Annotated in this window: 22 protein-coding genes and 1 other RNA gene; 7 read left to right on the forward strand and 16 right to left on the reverse strand. The window is 40.3% G+C overall.

Features of this window, described 5'->3' with window-relative positions; genetic code table 11:
* Positions 1–99 precede the first annotated feature (99 nt).
* A complete protein-coding gene (locus tag SY85_RS05020) occupies positions 100–594 on the forward strand; it encodes a YbhB/YbcL family Raf kinase inhibitor-like protein (RefSeq protein WP_066402095.1) in 495 nt (164 codons plus the stop codon).
* A 5-nt stretch (positions 595–599) separates the two neighbouring features.
* On the opposite strand, the gene SY85_RS05025 is transcribed toward SY85_RS05020, so the two are convergent.
* The 3 genes from SY85_RS05025 to SY85_RS05035 form a co-directional block, all read right to left on the reverse strand.
* Entirely contained in the window at positions 600–1922 is a 1323-nt protein-coding gene (locus SY85_RS05025; protein ID WP_066402096.1) for a hypothetical protein, read from the reverse strand.
* 146 nt (positions 1923–2068) lie between these two features.
* Entirely contained in the window at positions 2069–2299 is a 231-nt protein-coding gene (locus SY85_RS05030; protein ID WP_066402097.1) for a hypothetical protein, read from the reverse strand.
* Positions 2300–2634: 335 nt separating this feature from the next.
* Entirely contained in the window at positions 2635–3225 is a 591-nt protein-coding gene (locus SY85_RS05035) for a hypothetical protein (RefSeq protein ID WP_066402098.1), read from the reverse strand.
* A gap of 1260 nt (positions 3226–4485) precedes the next feature.
* Here SY85_RS05035 and ssrA point away from each other — a divergent pair.
* Positions 4486–4857: a transfer-messenger RNA gene (gene ssrA, locus SY85_RS05040) on the forward strand.
* A 293-nt stretch (positions 4858–5150) separates the two neighbouring features.
* Positions 5151–6680, forward strand: a complete 1530-nt coding sequence (locus tag SY85_RS05045) for an IS1182 family transposase (protein ID WP_066402099.1) — start codon at positions 5151–5153, stop codon at positions 6678–6680.
* Between the two features lie 71 nt (positions 6681–6751).
* Here SY85_RS05045 and SY85_RS25405 read toward each other — a convergent pair whose 3' ends face one another.
* The 11 genes from SY85_RS25405 to SY85_RS05100 form a co-directional block, all read right to left on the reverse strand.
* Positions 6752–6964: a hypothetical protein gene (locus SY85_RS25405; RefSeq protein WP_148661119.1), complete on the reverse strand. Its 213-nt coding sequence runs from the start codon at positions 6962–6964 to the stop codon at positions 6752–6754.
* 370 nt (positions 6965–7334) lie between these two features.
* On the reverse strand, positions 7335–8552 hold the full coding sequence (locus tag SY85_RS05055) for a hypothetical protein (RefSeq protein WP_066402101.1): 1218 nt from the start codon (positions 8550–8552) through the stop codon (positions 7335–7337).
* Positions 8553–8619: 67 nt separating this feature from the next.
* A complete protein-coding gene (locus SY85_RS05060) occupies positions 8620–9168 on the reverse strand; it encodes an NADAR family protein (protein ID WP_099459371.1) in 549 nt (182 codons plus the stop codon).
* 80 nt (positions 9169–9248) lie between these two features.
* Positions 9249–9563 (reverse strand): hypothetical protein, encoded by a 315-nt coding sequence (locus SY85_RS05065; RefSeq protein WP_066402102.1) that lies wholly within the window; start codon positions 9561–9563, stop codon positions 9249–9251.
* The gene (locus SY85_RS05070; protein ID WP_066402103.1) at positions 9557–9754 is read right to left on the reverse strand and encodes a hypothetical protein; all 198 of its coding nucleotides are present in this window, start codon (positions 9752–9754) and stop codon (positions 9557–9559) included. Before SY85_RS05070 ends, SY85_RS05065 begins: the two co-directional genes overlap by 7 nt.
* Before the next feature lie 106 nt (positions 9755–9860).
* A complete protein-coding gene (locus SY85_RS05075) occupies positions 9861–10964 on the reverse strand; it encodes a type I restriction endonuclease (RefSeq protein ID WP_066402104.1) in 1104 nt (367 codons plus the stop codon).
* A gap of 206 nt (positions 10965–11170) precedes the next feature.
* A complete protein-coding gene (locus tag SY85_RS05080) occupies positions 11171–11602 on the reverse strand; it encodes an SMI1/KNR4 family protein (protein WP_066402105.1) in 432 nt (143 codons plus the stop codon).
* Positions 11603–11761: 159 nt separating this feature from the next.
* Complete coding sequence (locus tag SY85_RS05085; RefSeq protein ID WP_066402106.1) at positions 11762–12106, reverse strand: hypothetical protein; 345 nt, start codon at positions 12104–12106, stop codon at positions 11762–11764.
* Positions 12107–12439: 333 nt separating this feature from the next.
* Complete coding sequence (rseP, locus tag SY85_RS05090) at positions 12440–13783, reverse strand: RIP metalloprotease RseP (protein ID WP_066402107.1); 1344 nt, start codon at positions 13781–13783, stop codon at positions 12440–12442.
* A 135-nt stretch (positions 13784–13918) separates the two neighbouring features.
* A complete protein-coding gene (locus SY85_RS05095; RefSeq protein ID WP_066402108.1) occupies positions 13919–15088 on the reverse strand; it encodes a 1-deoxy-D-xylulose-5-phosphate reductoisomerase in 1170 nt (389 codons plus the stop codon).
* Positions 15089–15139: 51 nt separating this feature from the next.
* Positions 15140–16636: a GH3 auxin-responsive promoter family protein gene (locus SY85_RS05100; RefSeq protein WP_066402109.1), complete on the reverse strand. Its 1497-nt coding sequence runs from the start codon at positions 16634–16636 to the stop codon at positions 15140–15142.
* 175 nt (positions 16637–16811) lie between these two features.
* On the opposite strand from SY85_RS05100, the gene rplU reads away from it, so the two are divergent.
* The 4 genes from rplU (at position 16812) to SY85_RS05120 (ending at position 19842) form a co-directional block, all read left to right on the forward strand.
* Entirely contained in the window at positions 16812–17114 is a 303-nt protein-coding gene (gene rplU / locus SY85_RS05105) for a 50S ribosomal protein L21 (RefSeq protein WP_066402110.1), read from the forward strand.
* A gap of 58 nt (positions 17115–17172) precedes the next feature.
* On the forward strand, positions 17173–17439 hold the full coding sequence (gene rpmA, locus SY85_RS05110; RefSeq protein ID WP_066402111.1) for a 50S ribosomal protein L27: 267 nt from the start codon (positions 17173–17175) through the stop codon (positions 17437–17439).
* Positions 17440–17541: 102 nt separating this feature from the next.
* The gene (locus tag SY85_RS05115; RefSeq protein WP_148661120.1) at positions 17542–17820 is read left to right on the forward strand and encodes a hypothetical protein; all 279 of its coding nucleotides are present in this window, start codon (positions 17542–17544) and stop codon (positions 17818–17820) included.
* A gap of 357 nt (positions 17821–18177) precedes the next feature.
* Positions 18178–19842 (forward strand): helix-hairpin-helix domain-containing protein, encoded by a 1665-nt coding sequence (locus SY85_RS05120; RefSeq protein WP_066402112.1) that lies wholly within the window; start codon positions 18178–18180, stop codon positions 19840–19842.
* Here SY85_RS05120 and SY85_RS05125 read toward each other — a convergent pair.
* Both SY85_RS05125 and mazG read right to left on the reverse strand, forming a co-directional pair.
* Entirely contained in the window at positions 19835–23593 is a 3759-nt protein-coding gene (locus tag SY85_RS05125; protein WP_066402113.1) for a sensor histidine kinase, read from the reverse strand. The genes SY85_RS05120 and SY85_RS05125 overlap by 8 nt on opposite strands.
* Positions 23590–24360: a nucleoside triphosphate pyrophosphohydrolase gene (mazG, locus tag SY85_RS05130; protein WP_066402114.1), complete on the reverse strand. Its 771-nt coding sequence runs from the start codon at positions 24358–24360 to the stop codon at positions 23590–23592. The genes SY85_RS05125 and mazG overlap by 4 nt, the downstream gene beginning before the upstream one ends.
* Between the last annotated feature and the right edge of the window lie 3 nt (positions 24361–24363).

The raw sequence follows: 24363 nt of genomic DNA on the forward strand, positions 1-24363 counted from the left end.
TCCATTAGAGCAATGACGGCTATCAGCGTTTCTTTTGATGCCACTCATTGAAACTGATACGCTTACAATGTTGCTTTGAATTGCCATAAACCAATTAAAATGAAGAGTACCTCTAATCACCCAGAGATAAATAAGGCCATCGATTATAAGGTCTTAAAAGTAAACAGCCCAGCCTTTGAGGAAGGAGGTGCTATACCTTCCAAATACACCTGTGAAGGGGAAGATGTAAACCCTGCACTAAACATAGAACACATTCCCGTAGAAGCCATGACCCTGGCTGTAATTGTAGATGACCCTGATGCTCCAGCAGGCGTATGGGTACACTGGGTTGTCTGGAATATCCCAATTACACATCAAATTAAAGAGAACACGGAACAAGGCATTCAGGGGTTAAATGACTTCCGTAAGAAACGATACAACGGTCCTTGTCCGCCAAAAGGCACACACAGGTATCTGTTCAAAGTATACGCATTGAATGCCATTCTTGATCTGCCTGCAGTGGCAAATAAGAGTGAATTAGAACGGGCCATGTCTTCTCATATCATTGCTTTTGGAGAACTTACAGGCCGCTATGAACGAACTGCAAAACGATGATCTGACTAAGACTGAACAATTAAATTATTATCTGAATGCAGGGGCTCTTTAGTATGGACCCAAAATGGTTTTTGATGAAAGATTGCCTTATACACAGCTTGCATTATAAAAACTATACCCAATGGAAAGCAACAACTAAACAGGAGTAATAGTAACGAGTAGTTTTGAAAAGTAATGCCATACATACCGGCTAGTGCCTGCAACACCAATAAACTTTCCGTTGTAAATAAAGAAAATAGAAAGAGTGAAACGCCAACCTTAATTTGTCCAACCCATCTGATCTTATAAGACTCAATAATAGTAGCAATGACAAAAAGACTAATAAAGCCTAATAACACTAAGTGCAGGTAAGCAATTACAAAATTTCGCTGATGGTAAGCTAATAAAGCCGTATCAGGAAAAGAGCTGATCAACTGCAATACCAATTTCAAAAAGAAAGCGAAAAAAGCTAATTTAAATAACCCTCCTATTTTGTGTCTCTTAGAATAAAGCTTCAGATCCTGAAGCAAATAAAAAAAGCCAACTAGCTGTATGAATGCACTTAAACCACCAACTATATTAAACACAAAGCCAGGTTGATTCCAAAGAATAGAAAGAATATAAGAAGGAATGCATGCAATATTAAATAAAAGAAAAATCCTTTTATTATTAGTAGCAACGCCATTGTTTTCCATCATTCGATACAAAAGAGCCAAAACAGCAAACGTAAACCAACCGTTATATTGAAAGTGCAGGTAAAAATATACGGCGTTATAATAGATAGGTGTACCCTGATATCCCAAGCTTATTAATGGACCTGTGGCAAATGGTCCCATAGCAGATAAAGCAAGATAAAAGACACCCCAGCGTAAAAATGAAGTGCTTGTTGTAGTTTTTGCGCCTTTTAAAACTTTCCAAATAATTATAGTTAGGTAAAAGCCAGCACCAACTGATAAGGTTGAAAAAATGATGCTAACAGCACCATATCCCTGAAAAGGAAAGCTCAGCAGCATACCGTATGCGGAACTCAACAATAAATAAGCAATATTGCGCCAATGTTTATAGGCGACTTTACTAGTACTTTCAGGAAAATACTTTAGCAAAAGCGCCAGCATAACAGGCATAACCCACCCACCAAAAGCAAAGTGAGAGTGCCCATGTAAAAGATTTTTATAGCTTAAAGAAATATTTTGCAGGAAAGGAAAGGATCTTAGGAGTAAACCCAGCAGAGCTACCAAAAGCAAATTGTAAAAAGAAAATTTAACCAATTGTGATTGCAGAATAGAGCACTTTACCTCTTCTTTATTATACAAATGCTTTCGGGTATGTTTCCCTGCTTTAGAAACCATTGCCAAAAATGCTAAGAACTTTAATTATAGAAACTAGCATTTCTCAGCTTTTATTATGATAATGATCAGCTAAACGCTATAATCACCAGTTCGCATAAAATAAAAAAGCTGGTCTTAAACCAGCTTCCTTCATTTGCAAATTGTTTTTACTCATCATCTTCTTCAAAGGTTTGTGCGGCCTCCTCTGCACTAATATCGCTTTTTTCATTAGTGCTCAGCTCCTTGGTTTGATAATTACTCCATTCACTGCCCCGTTGTGGATTGGAAACATTTATATCTTCTTGGTTTTGGGAAGTATTTCTATTTCCTGATGAGCTATCATTGCTTCTACTTTCATTACCACGACCGGATTGCTTGTCCAAATTAGTTTCTGCCATAAAAAAGTGTTTTTGATGAAAAAACGATTACCCGGAAATGAACACAAATAATGTGCTGCAATTTATTTAGCAGTCAAGAAAAGGGCTGATCAAAAATGGTCAACTAATATCAGGACATATAGTAGGTTGACTAACCATTCATATGGATAGCATTTTAATATTTTGTCTGCTAACGTAACATTTAATAAATTCTATCAAATGAAAATTCATATGCTATGGGTATAGAAGCCGCTTAGATATTATTTACCAGGATAACAGGACTAACCGCAAGGAAATAGAATTATCGCATCCCCTTAAAGCACCCTTTTGATACACGAATAATAACATTGCTATGATCAGCAAGGAGCAGGATCACTTTTCGTAAGCTGGGTCTGCATAACACTTGCAACATCTTTTCGAGGCACCTGCAGACGGCCGCAGCGTTTTACCTTCCAGCGTGAAAGATATCGCGCTTTCTTTACCATTCGATTATTGGGAACCGCTATAGGCTTTGGCATAGGCAAAGGCGAAGAAGCTTTTGTATTCGCTTCAGTGATTTGCTTTTGTGTAGAATGAACAGGCTGCTCCAACGTAGTCTTTTCAGCAGGCACAAGTGTCTGGCAATGCGCCAGCAGCAGTTCCTGGGCCTCTTCCTTGGTCTTGCCCTGGTACAACCACTTATTGACCATGCCTGTTAGCCTGGCAAACAAGCCGGGTTTGCGCACGGTCCCTGGCAGCTGGCGGTAGTACACGCGCTTCACCATCCGGGCGGCCACCCCAAACCGGTCGGCATTGGCCATCGTGCGCTTGAGGCCGGGATCCTTGCGCATCCTCTTAGCACTCTTATAATCCCCCTTGCTACGCAGGTAATACGTGTCCCCTAACTTATAGAAGATGATGCCATCAATGGTGCCGGTAATGAAGACGGGGCCTACTTGTTTTGCCATAATGAGTACAGGTTAAAAAGTGGAGAGTTAATAGGTAAACGTTTAAAGCCTAAGGTTAAAAATCCAGGCCTCCCCTTGCTTCCTGGATCTTATCCCCCGAGCCTTAATTACTAATTATTTTAGCAAACCTACCCATTTCTACCTTTCCTTACAAGCGATTTTCATCCTTTATTTATACACATGTAGGCCACTTCTAATATCACTAATTCCTCTGCGTCAATCTGCGCTACCTGCGGGAGTCTTCTTGTGCGCGGGTGCTCCCCTTTAGGGGCCGGGGGCGTGTGCTGGCTACTCACCATTCACCACTCACCACTCACGAGCCGGGCTTTCTCCTAATCCCCAATACCCTAATTCCCAATTCCATCTCTCTTCATTGAACATTGAGTATCGAAAATTGAGCATTGAACATTTCCTCCCTTCTATATTCATCATTCCTTGTTCCTTGTTCATTATTCTCTCCCTCCTCTCTCCCTGGTCTCCTATACCTAGTCTGTACCTAGTCTGTACCTCTTCTGTAGGTAAGTCCGTACCAACTGCACAGATAAAGCCCTCTACCTGCCTTCCACATTCACTACTCCTCCTATACTACTCCTATACTCCTCCTATAATAGTTCACTACTATATAGGGGCTGCTATTAAGTATGGCTTATTAAATAGAGTTTTAACCCTATATGTACATTTTGTTAGTTCTCCCCTACCAGTGCTATTTCGTTAATGCCTATTTCTGACAGTTCTTGGGTGAAGCAGATGATTCCTTGGACAAGCTTAGGATATTGTACAGGGTGACAAAGGCAAGAGGCGCATTGGAAGGCTAACAAAATAGACTATGATTTGATTGTATTAGCCCAAAAAAGCCTTTGCTTCTACCTGGCAGCTTATTAAAGAAACAAAGGATGTGGACATATCTCTTGTTTGGGCCCGCCACTACTTACACATAAAGGTTCATTTTTAATTCATTTCGTTGTAGTCAATTTCATTTCTTACCACTCAAAATTGTTACTCTTCATTTTAGCAGGTGTTTCGCAGGCTGGAACAATCGTTTTTTTCCAAAAAGGAATTCGAGCACTATTAAGTGCTTGCCACGGCTGAACCGGTTTAACCAAGAGATGGTATACGTTAACGCTTAAAACGTATTCCTGTTATTTTGGGTCTTTTAAGGATATTCTAGCAGGTTATACCATGGAAAAAGCATAGATTTGTTGTCCTGTTTTAATGGGTAGCCCTGTTGCTGATTAGATCAGGAATCTACAAACACACAATGGGGGTGTTTGGTTTTGACAGCATCGATCTTTGAAAGTGTAAGCATGTCGAGCGTTGGATAATTAGCTCGTAAATCTGAATATTCAAACTACAAATGGCAATACTCAGTATGCCATGGCTGCCTAATCAGTGATTAAGTAGTCATTAGGGCCGCCGCGCAGGTTAGTCTCTTACCAAGCGCCGCCGCCGACTTAAAACAAATAGAGGCTGCTGCAATGGAAGGCTGTGACCATTGCTTAAGACCATCCAGCTAAGGAAGTAATTGGTTTGTTCCGTTCCTGTTATTTCCCTACAAGTAATTCGGAAATAAACATGTAGAAAGCTTTTGGATATCATGTTTGGACACCGGTTCGATTCCGGTCACCTCCACAATTAGTTTCTTAAATGCCTTGCAAATCAATGATTTATGAGGCATTTTTGTTTTTGGGGCACTGTTGGTATGCCTAGGCTCATCTTTAGTTTTTTGATACCTATTTGCTTTGCTTCACAACGGAGAAGGTATTGCTGCTGTACAGGCAGTCTGTGTTCATGCCTTTTACGTTTGCACTAAGATAATCAGAATTGGTTTGTACGGCCTATGTACTACAACCTGTATTTTGGATAACCTGTGTGCTTGTTGCACAACTCAGCCTCCTAAAGCCACTGTAAAAGTGGTAAATTAAACCATGCAAGGAAAGAAACCTTTTCAAGACAAGCGCCTTGCTTCCTTCCGCCTCTCGGAGCGGGTGCCGCGTGACAACTTCTACCGCCGCTTAAAAGCAATCATGGATGTGGAGTGGCTCTATGAAGCCACCCAAAAGTACTATGGCCGTGAGGGCCACAAATCGCTGGACCCGGTGGTGTTCTTCAAACTCATTTTAATTGGTTATCTCGAGAACCTCTTAAGCGATCGAAGAATCATCCAGACCGTCAGCCTGCGCCTGGATCTTTTGTACTTTATCGGTTACTCCCTGGACGAACCGCTGCCCTGGCATTCTACCATCAGCCGCACGCGTCAACTTCTGGGTGAAGAGGTCTTTAAAGAACTCTTCAAACGGGTCTTACGCCAGTGTGTGCAACAAGGCATGGTGAAGGGCAAACGCCAGGCCCTGGACTCGGTGCATGTCAAAGCCAATGCGTCGATGGACTCCTTAAAAGAAAAAGAAATTGTGCAGGACGGGGAAGCCTATGCAGGTGAACTCGGTGAAGATGCAGAGGACGAAGAGCAAACAGAAAAGCAAACCGTCTCCGTCTTCAAACACCAGCAAGTGCAGTGGCATCACGGCTGGAAGCGGAAGGCCTACAAAGGGCGGCCCAGTGGTGGATGGCGGGCTCGCTTTGTCTCCAACCACACCCACTACAGCACTACCGATGGGGATGCCCGTGTGGCCGTCAAACCCGGCAAGCCCCGCCAGTTAAACTATTTGGGGCAACTCAGTGTCGATACCGCCCATCACGTTATTACTTGTATACAGGCCGACTATGCCAGTAAAAAAGACTCGCAGTGTTTGCCCTCATTACTCCGGCATACCATTGACAATGTAAAGGCGGTAGGCTTAAAAGTAAAAGAAGTACTCTGCGATGCGGGCTACTCCTCTTCGGAGGCCCTAAAAGCACTGAAGCAGTACCGTGTCACCGGCTATATCCCCAACTTTGGGCAATATAAACCCACCCGGGAAGGCTTCCGCTATTTTGCCGGCGGGGATTATTACCAATGCTCCCGGGGAGTAAGGCTTCCTTTTAAACGCATCAAGGACTCTCATGATGGCACGTACCAGATGCGGGTCTACAGAAGCAGTTCTTTGGATTGCAGGAACTGCCCTTTGAGAAAAACCTGTATTGGTAAAAGTGATTTTAAAAAGATTGAAGACACTGTAGACAAACCCCTCTATGATGAGATGCATCTCCGGCTACAAACCCGCAAAGCCAAACGTATGAAACGGCTTAGGCAAGCCACCGTCGAACCGGTGATTGGTACCCTGGTGAACTTTTTAGGGATGCGACGAGTGAACACAAGAGGCATCCAGCTGGCCAACAAGTGTTTGCTGATGGCCGCCGTGTGTTATAATTTGAAAAGACTCCTAAAATGGATGGGGGAAGCCGAAGGCAAAGGCGAAAAAACGCTTGGCCAGCTACTGGTTATGCTGTACTGGCTACCGGTTCTCTACAGCCGAAGAGGAGAGCAAATACAAACCAGCTTAAGCTACGCTTGCTAAAATCAAAAAACCACATACAAATACTGTTTTAGTTCCGAGTTGTGCAACAGCCACCTGTGTTAGCCGCTTCTCTAAAACAAGCCAACCATTTGAGTAAAGGCATAATTAAAAAACATACGGCATAGATAAGCCAGTACGATTCCTGCAAAACTGTATAAAGCCAATCGGATGACTATTCCTCCAACTTGTACAAGAGCTAGTCGCATGTTGCCTTCAAAAGTCTTATGAAGCGATACAGCACCAAATGAAACACCTGTGATACCTCCATATAATAACAAAGGCATTTCAATGATTTCAAATCGCCCAAGGAAAAGCAAGATTGCAGTTACTAAACTTAACAGGAAAGTCAGGCCATATCTGAGAAAAGTATGTCTATCCGCAGAGAGAACAGAAAACAACAGTATAGCATAATAGTTTATTCCCAGACTGAAAAAGAGTGCTGAAAAGGCAAGTAAGATTATAACTATTGTCCACAACATAAGAGAATAGTTGTAATTGCGGCTAACTGAACAGGTGTTGCTGACAGTACAGGACGTCTGAGTTATTGTAGCCTACTCTTCAATCGTTATTGGTAATTTATTTCGGATGTAAGTTAATGCAAAGCATGTGGTGCAGCAATACCATGCTCTCAACAGGTTGGCAGCGGTAAATAATTTATTGGCAACATTGCTTAAACCAGTAATGATCTATTTCATAAAGACGGTATCCTTTTTTAGTCTCAATAAAACCAAAGTAGATTTTCGGTGGATTATTATTTTTGGTACTGCGGGTGACCACCATTTTCCTTAGCCGGTAGCCGCTACCTACCTTCTTAATTTCTTTTTTAACCTGAGAGGTAAGCAGATTATAAAATTCTACCTCTGAGGAGGTATATTCCAATTTGGTTCTGTCAACAATTCTTTTCTGTACCTCATCATCAATCACTTCCCCAAAACATTTATCTATAAACTTGCCTACTGGAAGCAGTTGGTCGCATACGTATAAAGTATCCAGTGCAATATTTTTGAAGTTCTTCATCCCAGGTTCTTTTACTGCTGCTACAAAGGTTTTCCAGAATGCCAGAAATTTTAAATCATCTGCACTGGGTGGCGTTTTGGGTGCTTCAGGTTGGCCTGATTCCACCATGTCTTCTTCCTGCTCGGCAGTAGGCACAAATAATCCTCTGGCGGTCAGAACGCCTGACTTTTTTAAAGCAAACAGGTCTTCGACATAATTGCCATAAATAGCAATGGCGCTGTCGCCCTCTGTTTTAAAATAGGGTTTTGGAAATAAATATTCAAGCTGTCGCCCTTCATCGTCAACCGTTTTCGTTGGAAAGGTAACTTTCGCAACAAATTTTATTTTTACAGGTTTGATTTCCGTGTGCTTATTGTAGGGATGTTCATAGTCGTCGGCTGTATACGTACCCGCCCATCGTCCGTCTTTGGTTTTGTAAACGTCATTGTATTGGTACTTCTGGTGATAATATGTACCGCTGTCCGCTGAAACATACAGCAAAACATTTTTATACTTAGAAAAGGGCGGTTTTCCATAATGGTCGTAGGCGACAAATTCAATAGTGTCCTCTGGAAAATCACCATACACTTTTTGCAGAATGGCGTATTTCCCTTTAAATCCGTTGTCCATAGAACCTTGTTCATGAGGCAATGGTTCAACTGAGACCCTTTCCCCAACAAAAGCAAATAAGCGGTTGCTGTTTCCTGCACCGTAGTTCTTTATAAAACTTCGGGGTGAGTCAACGAATGCAGCTTTTTTGATGTTAGATATTACGGTATCTTTTTTACTGCTGTTAGTCGTGTCATTTGATTGACTGTTACAACTTAATAGCAGTGTAATACTAAGAGTTATTGTTAGTTTAAGTATGGTTGCCATAATGTTGCCACTAGCAATCTAATATATTAACCTTCTAGTCTAATTTACTTTTTGCTGCTTTATAAGACTATCGTAGCCTATCTCTAACTTCCATTAGTGCAAAGCCTAGCAGGTTCTGCCCACGCCATTGGTGCGGGTTCTTTGCCTGCATACTATCCTGCGTGAGTCCTATGCCCCAGATGGTATCCACTGGACTGGCTTCCACTATTACCTTATTGCCCGTAGCCAGCAAGTATTCCTTATAACCTTTGTTCTGGGTAAACTTGTGGTAGTTGCCTTCCTTAACAATGGTAAAACAGTGCTGCTCCCATGCAGTTGCATCAAATCTTTTCACCTGCCTACCCAAATCTTTAGCTTCTTTGGGCGTATTCGCATTGATAATCTTTTCTAATATCTCTACATCATTGAATAACCTGGCTTTACCTGCCATCATCCTGTGTTCTGCCGTTGGGTAGGTTATTCCATCAACAACAAAGTGGGAAGGATACCATTGGCTGAAAAGAAACTTGCCAACCTGCTCTCCTGTTTTGTTGGTGTGTCCCCAGAAGAATAGGTAATCAATACTTTCGTTATTGTCGTATCGCTGTTGTAGCCAGTTTATATCATAGGAGATCATATAGTTATAGTGTTTTTATTCAGAGTATTTATTTCTAGCTATAAATACTACTTATCTTTTGTTTAGTCACAGAACTAGTCTTATCCATTTATTATCTCAGGGTTTCGCTCAATAGCTTCTTTGAATTTAACCTGCCAGCTTACCAGATGGATGGCCGTTTCCTCTAATTGTTCATCGAAGTATATCCAACAATTACAAGCATTTGACAACTGTTGCAAATGATCTATTTCAGTTTTTGTAATGCAGGTTCTTCCATACTCCCGTTCACCATTCACCAAAGCATCCCATAAAACATACTCTAGATTTTGTAACCAACCAGCAGAGTAGCCTGCTTTAGAAATGTCACTCATTGCATCTGCCAATGCCTGTTGCTTTTCAGTAAGATCAATTAGCATGGGTGAACATCTTTAGCTTTTAAAGTAAAAGTAACCTGACCGTTATACTCAATGTTGTAACCGTCATTGTCCAGAAATTCAACCTCAACTGTTTCTTCATCCCAAACGCCAAGAATAACACCCTTCATCCCTATTTTGAGCATAGGATTGATGTCTCTTAATAATTCTATGGTCTGATATGGCTGAAACATATATAATAAATTAAAAGTAAAGCATGAGAGGCAACAAACATAAATTGACTTATATAATTAAAAAGCCTCTCGTGATTGAGAGGCTAATGTCTTAGGCTATAGTATTTTAACCCAATTCATCAATAGGAGCTTTCAACACAACCTTGTCATACTGTTCTGCACCTTTGATTAACCGAGAGGCATATTCATAGAGTTGGTTGTTATCCTGAATCTCCACCTTTTCCTCCTTACCTGTATCAAAGAAGGTTACATGCTTCTTCTTTCCATTGAAGTGAAGCCTACAGATTGGCTTACGGTTATTATCATCTAACAAAACACCGAAGTAAGTCTGTTGGTCTCTTTGAGTGATACGACTAACATTGAATTTAGAGCATAAGATAGCACGTACAATGTAGAAGGCTTCCAACTCTTCTGCCGTTGTCTGAATCTTGTTCTCTTCTGTAGCTGTTGTAGCCGTTGCTGTTATTTCTTCCTTTTCAATCTCTTGTTGGCGTTGTTGGTCAGTAGCTAATGCTGATTTTAATCGCTCATTAATAGCATCATTAATATACTGGTGGAAGGAACGCTTTACCAGTCCACGAAACTGCTCTAATACTTTTGCCGTTACCACTGTAGGATATACCGACTTGGCAAAGTAGCGGGTAAAATCATCTGAAGGTTCACTAATTTCATGCACAATCTTGGCTCTCAATTCTGACATGAACTTTAGTTCACTGGCTGTATTAATGATGCTCTCTAGATTAAAATAGCTTTTATGGAACTCCTTCAGCTTTTCTACCTGTACGTCTTTGATGTCATCAATGCGAAACTCAAAGAATGGCTTTTCATCCATCTTATTGGCTTCTACTAGGTCAGTGTAGAAACGATACACAATCCCATTTGTCAGGATACCAAACTTAGCGGAAGATGTATGGAAGTAACGGAACAACTGGCTGTTATGTGGATTTAGATCAGCCGACCAGTGTTTGCATTCAATTAAAATAATTGGCTTCTCATCTTTCAGTATTGCGTAGTCAACTTTCTCACCTTTCTTAATACCGATGTCAGCCACAAACTCTGGCACTACCTCCAACGGGTCAAATACATCGTAGCCTAAACATTGAATGAAGGGCATAATGAAGGCGTTCTTGGTAGCTTCTTCAGTTTGAATTTTATCCTTCATTTTGGCAACTCGGTCAGCAAGTTGCTTTACTTGGTCTTTGAAGTCCATAAATAAACAGTTGGTTTTGGTTTGTAATGTAAGAATTATTCTATAGAAAATATAAGCGTTTATACATATCGCTTAGGGTAAGTTATAACAACGACTTTAATATTAAAAAGACCCAGTTTCCTGTTTCTAGACCTTAACAGGAGGAAACAAGAAACGATATTTAATGCTTCCGCTATGGCAGTAAACTTCATGTTAGCTGAAGTGATTTACTCCTCATACCGATAGTTGTATAATGACTCTAAGAATGCAACAAAGTCATTCCCCAAGAATGCAATAGGGTCAGTATCAAAGTTGGACATTAAGCCAAACGAATGAAATGTGCTGTTGATTTTATGGAAGGCATAACCAGTATCGGCTGCATCCTTACCAAAGAGAAAGTAATCTGGAATGTCAGACATTAAAAGTTCATAATCAATGTTAACCTGCCTGAGTTCAGTAATAGGAAAAAAACACAGCCAACTATCTTCTCCAACCTCACCTTCACCACCATTAAACCCTTTCATTACCTCAATGTAAGAGTCAGGAAATCGGAATTCAAATGATTTGATTATTCCTTCAAATTCCAGTTCCTGCATTGGTTCATCTTTTTCCAGACCTGATAGAAGATGGTCAACTCTTTCTTTTAAATCCTTTTGCACTTTCTTGAAGATTGTTAATTTCGGCTAACGGAGAGGCTTTCTGAAGCACAGGCATCTGTGATTCTGTAACCTCGTTCCTGATTTAAAGATAATAGAATTTATGGGTTGAGTGTTTATACTACAGCCTGTATTTCGGGAAACCTGCGTTATCGGCTCAGCTCAGGCATCTAGCAATTCAGCTTCATTAAATTCTACAAACCGACTGCCTGCATTGGTCATGATTTCAACTTTAAGTTTTGAGCTTTGAACAGTTCCATAAGCATTCATGTATGTATGCTTTTGTGAATGAAGCTGTTTTATTTCCATTATAGTGGGTCGCCCTAAAAACGGAATTTCTTTTTTGATGTATACAATAGCATCTTTAAAACGAAGCACCTTGTTTTCAAATACGTTGTTTTCCCAGTCTACAGGAAAGTGAAGCAAGAAATCCAATGTCTGAGAGGCAGTATCTTCTCTTACTTCAAGAACTATCGCATCATGGAAGGAAAAATCGTCGAAAATCATAATGGTTTTGGTTGCCGATAACTATCTAATATATGCAACTCCTTGTTCCATTTACTATTGACTACCAATAAAATTTGGAACAAATTTGCACTGGTAATGCGAATCTGGTAACAAAGAAAACGCAAGTTCTACTAATTACTATTGCAGTCCATTTGTGGCTTACAACAACTACTATTCTTTCTCTCAATGATTGCAGTTTACAATTAAAGGCAAGTAAATAAATAATAGCGTTTTAAAGAGGCAATAAATAAAAAAAAGAAAAGCACTCTGTTAAGAGTGCTTTTCTTTTATGTAAACTATATTATTACTTCTCAATTCTACCTAGTCATGTACTTACTTAAATAAGCGCCAAATGTCTAAGCCAAAAGCATAGACCATCAAGCTCAACAGCAGTACCATACCTACCATTTGCGCATACTCCATGAACTTATCGCTAGGCTTGCGGCCAGTGATCATTTCATAAATGGTAAACAGTGCGTGACCACCATCCAGAGCCGGAATAGGAAGGATATTCATGAAGGCCAGGATAATAGAGAATAAGGCTGTCATGGTCCAGAAACGCTGCCAATCCCAGCTGCCGCCAAAGGTTTTACCAATGGAAAGCACACTGCCTAGGTTGTCTTTTACTTTATGTTCTTTAGAGGTGAACAATAGCCCTATACCTCTAACATATTCTTTTAGCTTATCTACACCAAAGCTAATACCCGCTGGAATAGACTCCGCAAACGTGTATTCCTTCTTCTCGGTTACAAATACGTTTTTAGGGAAAAAGCCTACACTACCCGTCTCCGTAGTTTTTACGCTAACATCAACTGTGTCTTTGCCATTGCGTAACACTTTCAGTGTAACCGGTGTGCTCTTAAACTGGCGTTTTACTTTTTCAAATTCATGGAAGTAAGGTGTAGGCTGATTATTCAGCGCCACTATCTGATCACCTTTTTGTAGTTTACCGCTGATATAATTTACATCGTCAGAAAGGCTGTCAATGATAATAGGGAAACGCGGAGAAACAAAACCTTTCAATTGGTTTTGCGTTAGCTTACTTATAAATCCTTCTGGCAGGTTAATGACTGTATCCTTTCCGCTTCTGTTGATAGTCAGGTTGGCCTTTTCATTCAACATTAAGCTAGCTGGAAGGTCGTTGTAATAAGCCAGCGGTTTATTATTAATGGCTGTGATCAAATCGCCATCTTTAACACCCACATTCGTAGCCAATGAATCGGCCGCCAATCCATAGGTCAGGTTTTTCATGGGCAGGCGCTCTTCACCCCAAACAAAAAGGATCATAGCAAACAGCACCAGTGCCAGGATAAAGTTCACTACTACCCCACCGATCATAATGATCAAACGTTGCCAGGCTGGCTTGCTACGAAACTCGTAAGGCTGAGCCGGCTGGTTCATTTGCTCTTTATCCATGCTCTCATCAATCATACCAGCAATCTTCACATAGCCACCCAAGGGTACCCAGCCAAGACCGTATTCTGTTTCTCCTATTTTCTTCTTCCACAGGGAGAACCAGGGATTAAAAAACAGGTAAAATTTATCGACGCGGCAACCAAACCATTTTGCAGGAAAGAAGTGCCCCATTTCATGGAGTACAACCAGTATAGAGAAAGCCAAAATAAATTGCCCGATGTTGGCAAATAAGGCGGACCAATTAACAGCTAATAAAAACATATTGAATGATATCAGAAGAATCTTTTATTGAAAAAATCAAGTAACAAATATCTTATAATAAACCAACCTGCGTGCACCCTTTGTCATTTTAGGACGCAGCTCAGCTATTATTAACGGTGTTTTAAGTGTTTGATTTTACAGCTTGATCATCTCTGCGGCATAGGTTCTGGCCTCACCATCGCTATCCAAATACTCCTCCAAAGTAGGCTGTTGAATGAACTTCACTTTTTGCATGGTATGCTCTATAACATCCGTCATATCAAGGAAGCCCAGCTTGTTCCGTAAGAACGCATACACCGCAATTTCGTTGGCGGCGTTCATAATACAGGCCAGATTTCCTCCCTTATTCAGGGCTTCAATGGCCAGCGTGAGATTACGGAAAGTGCGATAGTCGGGCTCGTCGAATGTTAACGTTTTGAACTTTTTGAAATCGCAACGCGGATAGCTATTTTGAATGCGCTGAGGGAAAGCTAAAGCGTATTGAATGGGTAACTTCATATCTGGCAGTCCCATTTGCGCTTTGATGCTACCATCTTCAAATTGCACCATGGAGTGCACGATGCTTTGTGGGTGTATAAGCACCTCAATCTGTTCAGGACGTAGATTGAATAACCATTTGGCTTCAATCATTTCCAAACCCTTATTCATCAATGTAGCTGAATCTACGCTGATCTTGGCACCCATGCTCCAGTTGGGATGTTGCAGGGCGTGCTCCCGTTTTACATTCACCAGGTAGTTTGGCTTACGACCCAGGAATGGTCCACCAGAAGCGGTTAGCAAGATCTTCTCAACCGGGTTGCGGGTTTCCCCTACGAGGCATTGAAATATTGCGGAATGCTCGGAATCGACGGGAATAATTGGTACGCGCTTTTGAAAGGCCGTTTGCATTACGATATCGCCAGCCACCACCAGCGTTTCTTTATTAGCAAGCGCAATAGCCTTGCCGGCATTGATGGCGCTAAGTGTAGGTTTCAAACCAGCATAACCAACAATGGCTGCCAGCATGAGGTCATAGATATCCATACCTGCCACTTCTTCCAATGCTTTCTCTCCAGCAAATACTTTACTATCCGAAGATGCTAAAGCTTCGCGTACTTTGGCATATTTACTTTCATCGCAGATCACCACCACGTTTGGCTTAAACTTAATCGCCTGTTCAATCAGTAGATCCTCGTTGCCATTGGCGGTCAATATTTCTACAGAAAACTTATCAGGGTTAGCCGCAATCACATCCAGGGCCTGTGTACCAATAGACCCTGTTGAACCAAAGATGCCAATGCGTTTTATCGAGGCGTTTGCATTCATAGTGGATTTATAAAAATAAGTAAGTCATTAGGGAATAACAAAATAGGTTCATTATGACTCTATCCAGTTTTGTAAAGCGTTAGCAATAGCACGATCGTTACTTAAGCGAGGCACTTTATTCTGCCCGCCTAACTTGCCGATCGATTTCATATAATCAATGAAGCCATTCTTGCGCACCACAGAAATTTTCAGCGGCTGCAAAATATTACCCCTGATCAGATCATCGTAATAGATATTTTTTTGACGCAGGTTCTCATTTACCTGTTGTGCAAAGGCTTCAAGATTGTCAGGTTTGTTTTCAAATTCAACGAACCACTCGTGGTAGCTCTTTCCTTCGCCCTGTTGAATAAATGGAGCTACGGTGAATTCGGTGATGCGTACATTGTTTCTTTCAGCAGCTTTTAACAGGCTGTGTTCTACTTCTTCACCAATAACGTGCTCACCAAACGCCGAAATAAAATGCTTGGTACGACCTGTAACAACTAAACGATATGGATCTGTACTAACAAACTTTACTGTATCGCCCAGGTTGTAACTCCATAAACCGGCATTATTGTTTATAATCAAGGCATAGTTCTCTCCCACTTTTACATCGTGCAAAGAAAGACGCGTAGGATTATCATTAAATATTTCGCCAGCAGGAATAAATTCAAAGAAGATACCGCTATTGGTATTTAACAATAGGCCTTCTTCTGTTTGCGTATCCTGGAAAGCGAAGAAACCTTCAGAGGCAGGGAAGGTTTCGATAGCATCGATCTTCTGACCAATGCTTTCAAAAAGTTTTGCTCTATAAGGTTCAAAGTTGACGCCGCCATGCACCAACACAGAGAATTGCGGAAAAAGGTCTTTGATCCTTTTACCACTTTTTTCCTGCAAGCGATCAAAGTACATCTGCACCCATGGCGGAATACCGCTGATCAGTGTCATGTCTTGGTTGATCGTTTCCTCTACAATCTTATCCAACTTGGTTTCCCAGTCTTCAATGCAGTTGGTCTCATAGCTGGGCAGTTGGTTAGAGCGCAGATATTTAGGAACGTGGTGATTGACTATGCCGCTCAAACGACCTGTAGGAATACCGCCAATACGCTCCAGCTCTGGCGAGCCAGACAGGAAAATTAATTTGCCGTCGGCAAAGGCTGTATTTCCTGTTTCAGCCATATAGCAGAGCAAGGCATTACGGGCTGTATTGATGTGGTTGGGAATCGATTCATTTGTAATGGGAATGTATTTTACCCCACTAGTAGTGCCAGAGGTTTTGGCAAAATAGATGGGCTTACCCTTCCACAGTACATTATGCCGGCCCTCTTTTACCTTATTTATATAAGGCTTAAAGGCCTCATAATCGCGAATGGGCACGCCTTGAGTGTACTCCCTATAGGAGTTAATATTTCCAAACTGGTGATCTTTTCCGAACTCTGTATTCTTTCCAACCTTTAAAAGCTCCTTTAAAATAGCATCCTGATCGGCAAGGGCAGTATGCATACCCTTACGTATTTTTGAATGTATATAGGAAGCAAAAGGCTTTGCTAATAGTGATTTGATTTTCATCGTAGGCTTATATAAAGCTGCTGCCCCTCTTCCCAGAGGGAAAAAATGGCTGCTAAACCGGCACGAATATACTGAATAGCCGTTAAGGCGCTCTTAATTTAGCTTTAACAAAAGGGAAATTGTTGGTCACTTCAGAAAATACCATTACCTTTGCCAACCTAATTTTTGAACCGTTATGTTCGCAATCGTAAAAATAGCTGGTAAGCAATTCAAGGTTGAAAAAGACCAAACTTTATACGTGCCTAATATTAAAGGCAACGCCGGCGACAAAGTAGAATTTGGCGAAGTGATTTTAGCTGATGCCAACGGAAATTTATCATTTGCAGATGCTGTAAGTGTAAAAGTACAAGCAGAGATCCTTGATCATGTAAAAGGTGATAAGGTAATTGCTTATAAGCAAAAGCGTAGAAAAGGTTTCCGTAAAAAATTAGGTCACCGTACGCACTATACTAAAATCAGAATCAGCAATATTGCTTAACCCTTTGTCAGCTTAGGGAATTATTAATTAATAACTATCATTTTTAAAATAAACTATCATGGCTCACAAGAAAGGTGAAGGTAGTGTAAAGAACGGCCGCGACTCAAACAGCAAGCGTTTGGGCGTAAAAATTTACGGTGGTCAACCCGCTATTGCAGGTAACATTATTGTTCGTCAACGTGGTACTGTATATCACCCAGGTTCAAACGTAGGTGTTGGTAAAGACTATACACTGTTTGCTTTATCTGATGGTGTTGTTGAATTCAAAAAAGGCAGACAAAACAGAACATTCGTATCTGTTAATGCCGTTGAAGCAACTGCTTAATTGCCTTGCCTGAATTAATGGTGCATAAAAAATTTGACGGTATAAAATTTGTTTCTAACTTTACTATCGTTATTTTTTAACTAACCATTAAATTCAAAAACTATGGCAACAGCAAAAAAAGCTGCCAGCAAAGGTTCAACATCTAAAGCAGCTCCTAAAAAGGCAGCCGCTAAAAAAGCAGCTCCTGCTAAAAAAGTAGCAGCAAAAAAAGCAGCTCCTGCAAAGAAAGCAGCAGCTAAAAAAGCAGCTCCTAAAAAAGCAGCAGCAAAGAAAGCAGCTCCTGCTAAAAAAGCAGCTCCTGCAAAGAAAGTTGCAGCAAAGAAAGCAGCTCCTGCTAAAAAAGCAGCTCCTGCAAAAAAAGCAGCAGCTAAAAAGAAATAAGAACAAACTTTCTTATTTATATGGGTCCCGATTATTCGGGACCTTTTTCTTTTATTGCAGATTATGGGATTTAGAATGGATTTCGCAGTAAGAGAATAAAAGGATGGCTTGTTTTCATAGACACCAGAGACCTCTCCGCTAATACTTTTCATTTATAAAGAATCATTTCTGCCTCTATCTAAATTATCAACTTCACAAAAAATATAACCGTTACTTCTAAACTTATTCATGCAGCTTCCCCCTGCAGCATTTGAAACGACAAACTTCTTTGCCGGATCTTTCCTTCGTCCCTTCTCCCCTTTTTATTTGGAATCCATTATTCGCCAATGAGCATTGGCGATTCACTATCTTGCAGTCATGGATAATTACCAGATAGCAGAGCAACTGAACTTACTTTCCAAGTTAATGGACATTCATGGCGAGAACAGCTTTAAGTCTAAGAGCTATTCATCGGCTGCGTTTGCCATTGAGAAGTTGCCACAGGCCTTAAGTACGTTACCCGAAAACAAAATATCCTCTATTAGAGGCATTGGTGAAAGTGTGGCCAAGAAGATTGTAGAACTGGTACAAACAGGCGAACTATCAGCTTTGAAAGAGCTGTTAACTATAACTCCTGAAGGTGTTTTGGAAATGATGAGCATAAAAGGTTTGGGACCTAAAAAGATTCACACTATCTGGAAAGAATTACACATAGCTACCATTGAAGAATTGAAAGAAGCTTGTCAAGAACACCGCATTGCCAAGCAAAAAGGCTTTGGCGATAAGACAGAACAAAAAATTCTAGAGGCTATACACTTCCAACAACAGAACAAAGGAAAGTTTATGTATGCCGAAATAGAAAGTTTTGCAGAAGCCTTACAAACCAAGCTATCTGAAAAATATAGCCAGGCCCAGACAAGTATTACCGGTGCCTTTAGAAGACAACTAGAGGTAATAGAAACCCTGGAATGGGTAACTACCTTATCAAAAGAAAACCTGATTCACTTTTTCCCTAAAGAAGAAACAGAAATCCTTGATGAGAGCGATGCGCATATTCATTTCTTGGCAAATGGCTCTATTCGATTATACTTTCATTTAGCATCACCAGAAAATTTTATACAGAAGTTATTTACTACTACTGCTAGTCCGGCGTTTTTAGAAGCTTTTGGCGCAGTAATCACAAGTGAAAGTGAAGAAGCTATTTTTAGCACTAAAGGGCTCCCTTTCATTCCTCCTTATTTAAGAGAGAACAGCGATGTTCTACATAAAATCAAAGAGCAGGGTGTTCCAGATGTAGTGCAAGTCAAAGACATTAAAGGACTGATACATTCACACAGCACCTGGAGCGATGGTTCTTATTCGCTAGAAGAGATGGCCAATGAACTGATTCGCCTTGGCTTTGAATACCTTGTTATCTCAGACCACTCAAAGGCTGCCTCTTATGCTAACGGCTTAAGTGAAGAACGAATAAAAGAACAGCATCGTGAAATTGATGCCTTAAATAAAAAGTTAGCTCCTTTTAAGATCTTCAAAAGCATTGAGTGCGATATATTAGGAGATGGCAGCATGGACTATAGCAATGAAGTGCTATCTAGTTTTGACATGGTGATTGCCTCTATCCATAGCAACCTGGATATGGATGAAGAGAAAGCTATGCAGCGTTTAATGGGTGCCATTACCAATCCTTATGTAACTATTTTGGGACACATGACGGGCCGCCTGGTTATTCGCCGTAAAGGCTATCCTGTAGATCATAAAGCCATCATTGATGCTTGTGCAGCCAACAATGTGGCTATAGAGATAAATGCCAGTCCTTACCGCCTGGATATAGATTGGCGTTATATAGATTATGCCTTGGAAAAAGGCGTACTTCTTTCCATCAACCCTGACGCCCATGCGTTGGAAGAGTTTGCTAATATTAAGTATGGTGTATTAGTAGCGCAAAAAGGAGGATTAACAAAACAGCATAACCTCAGCAGTTATAGTCGAGAAGCATTTGAAGCCTTCCTTCAAAACCGAAAAGCCATAAAAAAGCTTAGTTAATTGTAGGTAGTTCTACAACGAAAGTAGTTCCACCTCCTGGATTGTTTTCAAACCAGATATTACCTCCGGCTTGCTCAACGATACTTTTTGACATGGCCAATCCAAGCCCTGTTCCGGAAGACTTCGTTGTGAAGTTGGGGGTAAAGATCTTAGACTGCATTTCTTTGGGAATACCAATACCATTGTCTTTAATGTGAATAGCAAACATGCCTTCACGTTGTACTGATTCTATAACCTCTACAATACACGCTTTCTCATTTGAGCAAGCTTCAATTGCATTCGTTAACAAGTTAGTAAACAAGCGATTCATGTGTGTTTTATCCGCTTCTATGTACAAGGCATGAGGCAACGGATACCACTTTAATGTAACCTTAGGGTTAGCCCGATTTAAATCGATTAACCCTTCTAAAACTGCATGAAGATCAAAACGCTCTAAGTGGCGGTAACCAATATTTGCAAATCGGGCAAAGTCGGCAGCGATCTTAGAAAGATGGTCGATTTGCTCTACAAGCGTATTGGCCACATTGGTCGTTAAATCTTTTACATTCGGCTGGTTATTATTAACTGCTTTTTGCAAATACTGAATGCTCAACTTCATAGGTGTTAGTGGATTCTTGATCTCATGCGCTACCTGGCGCGCCATTTCCCGCCAAGCCCCTTCCCGCTCACTTTTGGCCAAAGCAGTAGCACTTTCCTCTAATTGATGTACCATTTTATTATACTGCGTTACCAGCTCTCCTATTTCATCGTTACGATTCCAAACAATTTCCTCATTAGTTTTACCCAACTGTATTTCCTTCATCTTATCTCCAATGATGGAGAAGGAACGTGTAATGCGGTTTGTAATAAACAAAGCAATAACACCTGCGATAAGGAAAATAAAGGCGTTCAGATTAATGATAGTCACTAAAAAATTAGAAATCTCCTGGTTCAGATCAATCTGGGATAAGAAATACGGGATATTCAGATAGGCATATACATTTCCTTCTTCATCTCTAACAGCCGCATAAATACTTAAATACTGCAGGGAGCTCATACTTTCTTCTTGTACGTATTGCACTTGCCTTAGTCTGTTTAAGTGAAAGTATGCCTCTGGATGCATCTTTTTGCTCAATATACCCCTGTTATAAACTTCATTCTCGGATGATACCTGGAGATTTCCCTGGAGATCATATACATTGACATCGACATTATGTATATCTGCTACATCGTCAATCAGTTCCTTTAAATTCTCGTTGACAATTGGATCATAAATTTTCACAACATCATCAAAAACGCCATATTCGGTAACACGCTTTTGCAGCTCTTTTACCATGATACCTGCGGTACGGCTGAGTCTGTCAATATTGTTACGATTATATCGGGAAATGAAAAAAGAGATAGTTGCCACCCCTATAATCAGGAATGATAAAATGCTAATAAAGATCACGGTCCCATGAACCTGTGATCGAATATTCATTTGCCAGAACACATGCAAAACTTTCCAATCTTCCCCTGCCCTTAATAGAATGGACACTATTTGTAAGAATGCCACCAAAAAAAGGAAGGCGCAAAACAAGTAAGAAAATAAAGTAATGCTTTCTAATAGAGAATCTTGCTTTTTAGCAATCACAACCACCTTCTCAGTGCTTGCTCTAAACCACAACTCATCATAATCGCCATTTAAAAAGCGTGTAAACTCCTGCACTGGAACTTCACTAGGCATCAGGTTAATCCTAAAGGGATACTTGGTACTTGATGCAACCAGAATATTCTTCTTATAAATAGCATATGAGTACAGTGGTGAATTTTCCGGATCATCGTCATTGATACGGCGAAACAATTCTGGATATAAGGCATCCTGATTGTATCGCTTGGGCGTAGAAACAATAAAGAAGGTACCTATAGGCAGCGAATCCTTAATAGTACGTTTTGTTATATACGTGTATTGATCAAAAGAGGTTTCGTGATAATACAAGTCCGGGATTTTGGTAGATCTACTTTGAGTGGTTAATACATTATTAAGCTCAGTGTAGGTTATCGGATCTTCATTATTTATTGGCTGATTCTTAGCATCAAATACAAAAATCCTCGTATCGTATTTATTGAGAAAGCCTGTAGATATATTTTGCCGAATAATGCTATCTCTGATTTGCCTGTTTTGTTCAGGCTGTTTAAAACGCCAGAAATTAGCCCGTAGAAAATCATTATCAAGGTAAGTCAATGCAATACTTAAAGTAAGCTCACTGGTAGGATCTGTTAACTGGTCGTACTTTTCAGCTATACCTTTTCGAATTCGTAATTCCTTAACCCTATTCTCTTGTAAAATAATTCCAGCCAGAGAAATGGAGAAGATAAATATCCAAAAAAGAGCGCCCGCTATTGTAACCCTAAACCGGTTTATAATAAATGTTTCCTGGCTAACTAAAAGCGTATAAATAATTAGCCAAAGTAAAATGGGGAGCTGAAACAGAACAACCTTGTTATTTGTTTTAAACGTTAACAAAAGCAAGCCTACTAACGCCAGGGTAAAATAAATATAGACTTGCCGCCCTTTAAAGGTTGGGAAAATAAAATGGAATAAAATGCGGCTAAAATAGTAATAGGTTAAGGATAGTAAGGCCAAAACCACAAAACCCACAACAGTGAACTTACCTAAGCTAAAAAAGTCAGTAACATTATAGGATATCTGGGAGTCCGCAACCAGGCTTCTGACTGCCTCTGCAAACTGAAAGGTCATTAGTATTAACAAGACAAGTGAGGCAATTCCTATTACCCATAATCTTTTACCTTGAAAGAAAGAGGGCAATTGCTTAAAAGAGCCAATATTATACCAGGCAAATATTACCAACCAACATAAGAGAATTGCATTTAACAACAGGTCGCCTAACGACCGGTTTACCCAATTGGCGCTAAAGATGGTAGGATCAAATAATTCAAACTGACGTAATGAAAAAACGTTAGAGAATGAGAGAAGTACAACCCGTACCGTTATAAGTAATACAAATAATAATACTGTTCCTTGTACGGCCCCTCTTTTTCGTACAAAAGAGGTGGCTATAAAATGTATATATGCTAATAGTAACAAAAAAGCCAAAATGCGTAATGTAACCGTTACTGCATCATTGGCAAAAATGGGCATGTATGTTTTAGGCTCTAAATGGAACAGAGGCTTACCGTGTAACGAACGAATTAGATAAGGTGTCCTTTCGCCCGTAATACTGATCTTTTTTATTGCATCTTTATCATGAACAAACTGTGTTCGTAAATAATTAGACTGCTGAAAATCGTATTTGTATAGAATAGGTATCGTAGCATAACATGTAACAGGAGCAACTCCTACTAGCTGTATCGGACGCTTTACAACTAGGTAATACCCATTTGATAGCAGCATGAATGTTTCACCATTTACTATCGATTTATTTTTAAATGGAGGTAAAACGCGCTGACTATTCCAAAACACCAATTCCGGTTCATTGGAATTAGTTGTATTTACTAAAAAGATCCCATAAGGGGTATTCTCTACCTTCTCAAACGTATTTAATGTTTCTCTATGAGTTGCCAGTTGTTTAAGTAAAAGGGTATCTTTTAGAAATGTTTCAAAATCCGCTTCCTGATTTTTGATATACTTCTGAAGACTTTTGACTTCGTTTCTGATGGAGGGAGCAACGCTAAAATACCGAGCAGAAACAAACGACAATAAGAAAAGAATTACTGCTGCCAGCAGTAATGTGACTTTAGGCAATCGATTATTTAAAGAAGAAAGTTTCAACGGGACTTCTGTTTGACTTCATTCCAGATGGTATCCATTTCCACCAAGGTCATATCATTTAGTTGCCGACCTCTTTCTAAAGCTATTTCTTCCATCTTCGTAAAACGTTCTATAAACTTCTTATTGGTTACTTCAAGAGCGTTTTCGGCATCAACATTCAAAAACCGTGCGAAGTTCACTAATGAAAACACCACATCACCAAACTCTTCTTCAACTTTCTTTGGATCAGCATGTTTCATAGCCTCCTGGAGTTCACCAACTTCCTCCTGTACCTTTAACCATACTTGATCTTTGTTATCCCACTCAAAACCTACCTGTTTGGCCTTCTCCTGAAGGCGCATGGCTTTCACCAGTGCGGGTAACGTCTTGGGAACGCCAGAAAGTACCGACTTCTTGCCTTCTTTTAGCTTCAACTTTTCCCAGTTTCGTTTTACATCTTCATCGCTGTTCACTTTAACATCACCATAAATATGTGGATGCCGGGCTACCAATTTATCACAAATGGCATGAATCATTTCCGCTAACTCAAACTGCTTTTCCTCTTTTCCAATTTTAGCATAGAATACAATATGCAAAAGCAAGTCGCCCAGCTCCTCTTTTATACCAGGCCAGTCTTCAACAGTTATAGCATCGGCTAACTCATATACCTCTTCTAATGTAAGTTGACGCAATGATTGAATTGTTTGCTTTTTGTCCCAGGGACATTGCTCTCGCAATTCATCCATAATTGTTACTAAACGCTCAAATGCCTCTGCATGCTTTGTCATAAC

Origin of the sequence: Flavisolibacter tropicus (genome assembly GCF_001644645.1) — a bacterium.
Taxonomy (GTDB): Bacteria; Bacteroidota; Bacteroidia; order Chitinophagales; family Chitinophagaceae; genus Flavisolibacter; species Flavisolibacter tropicus.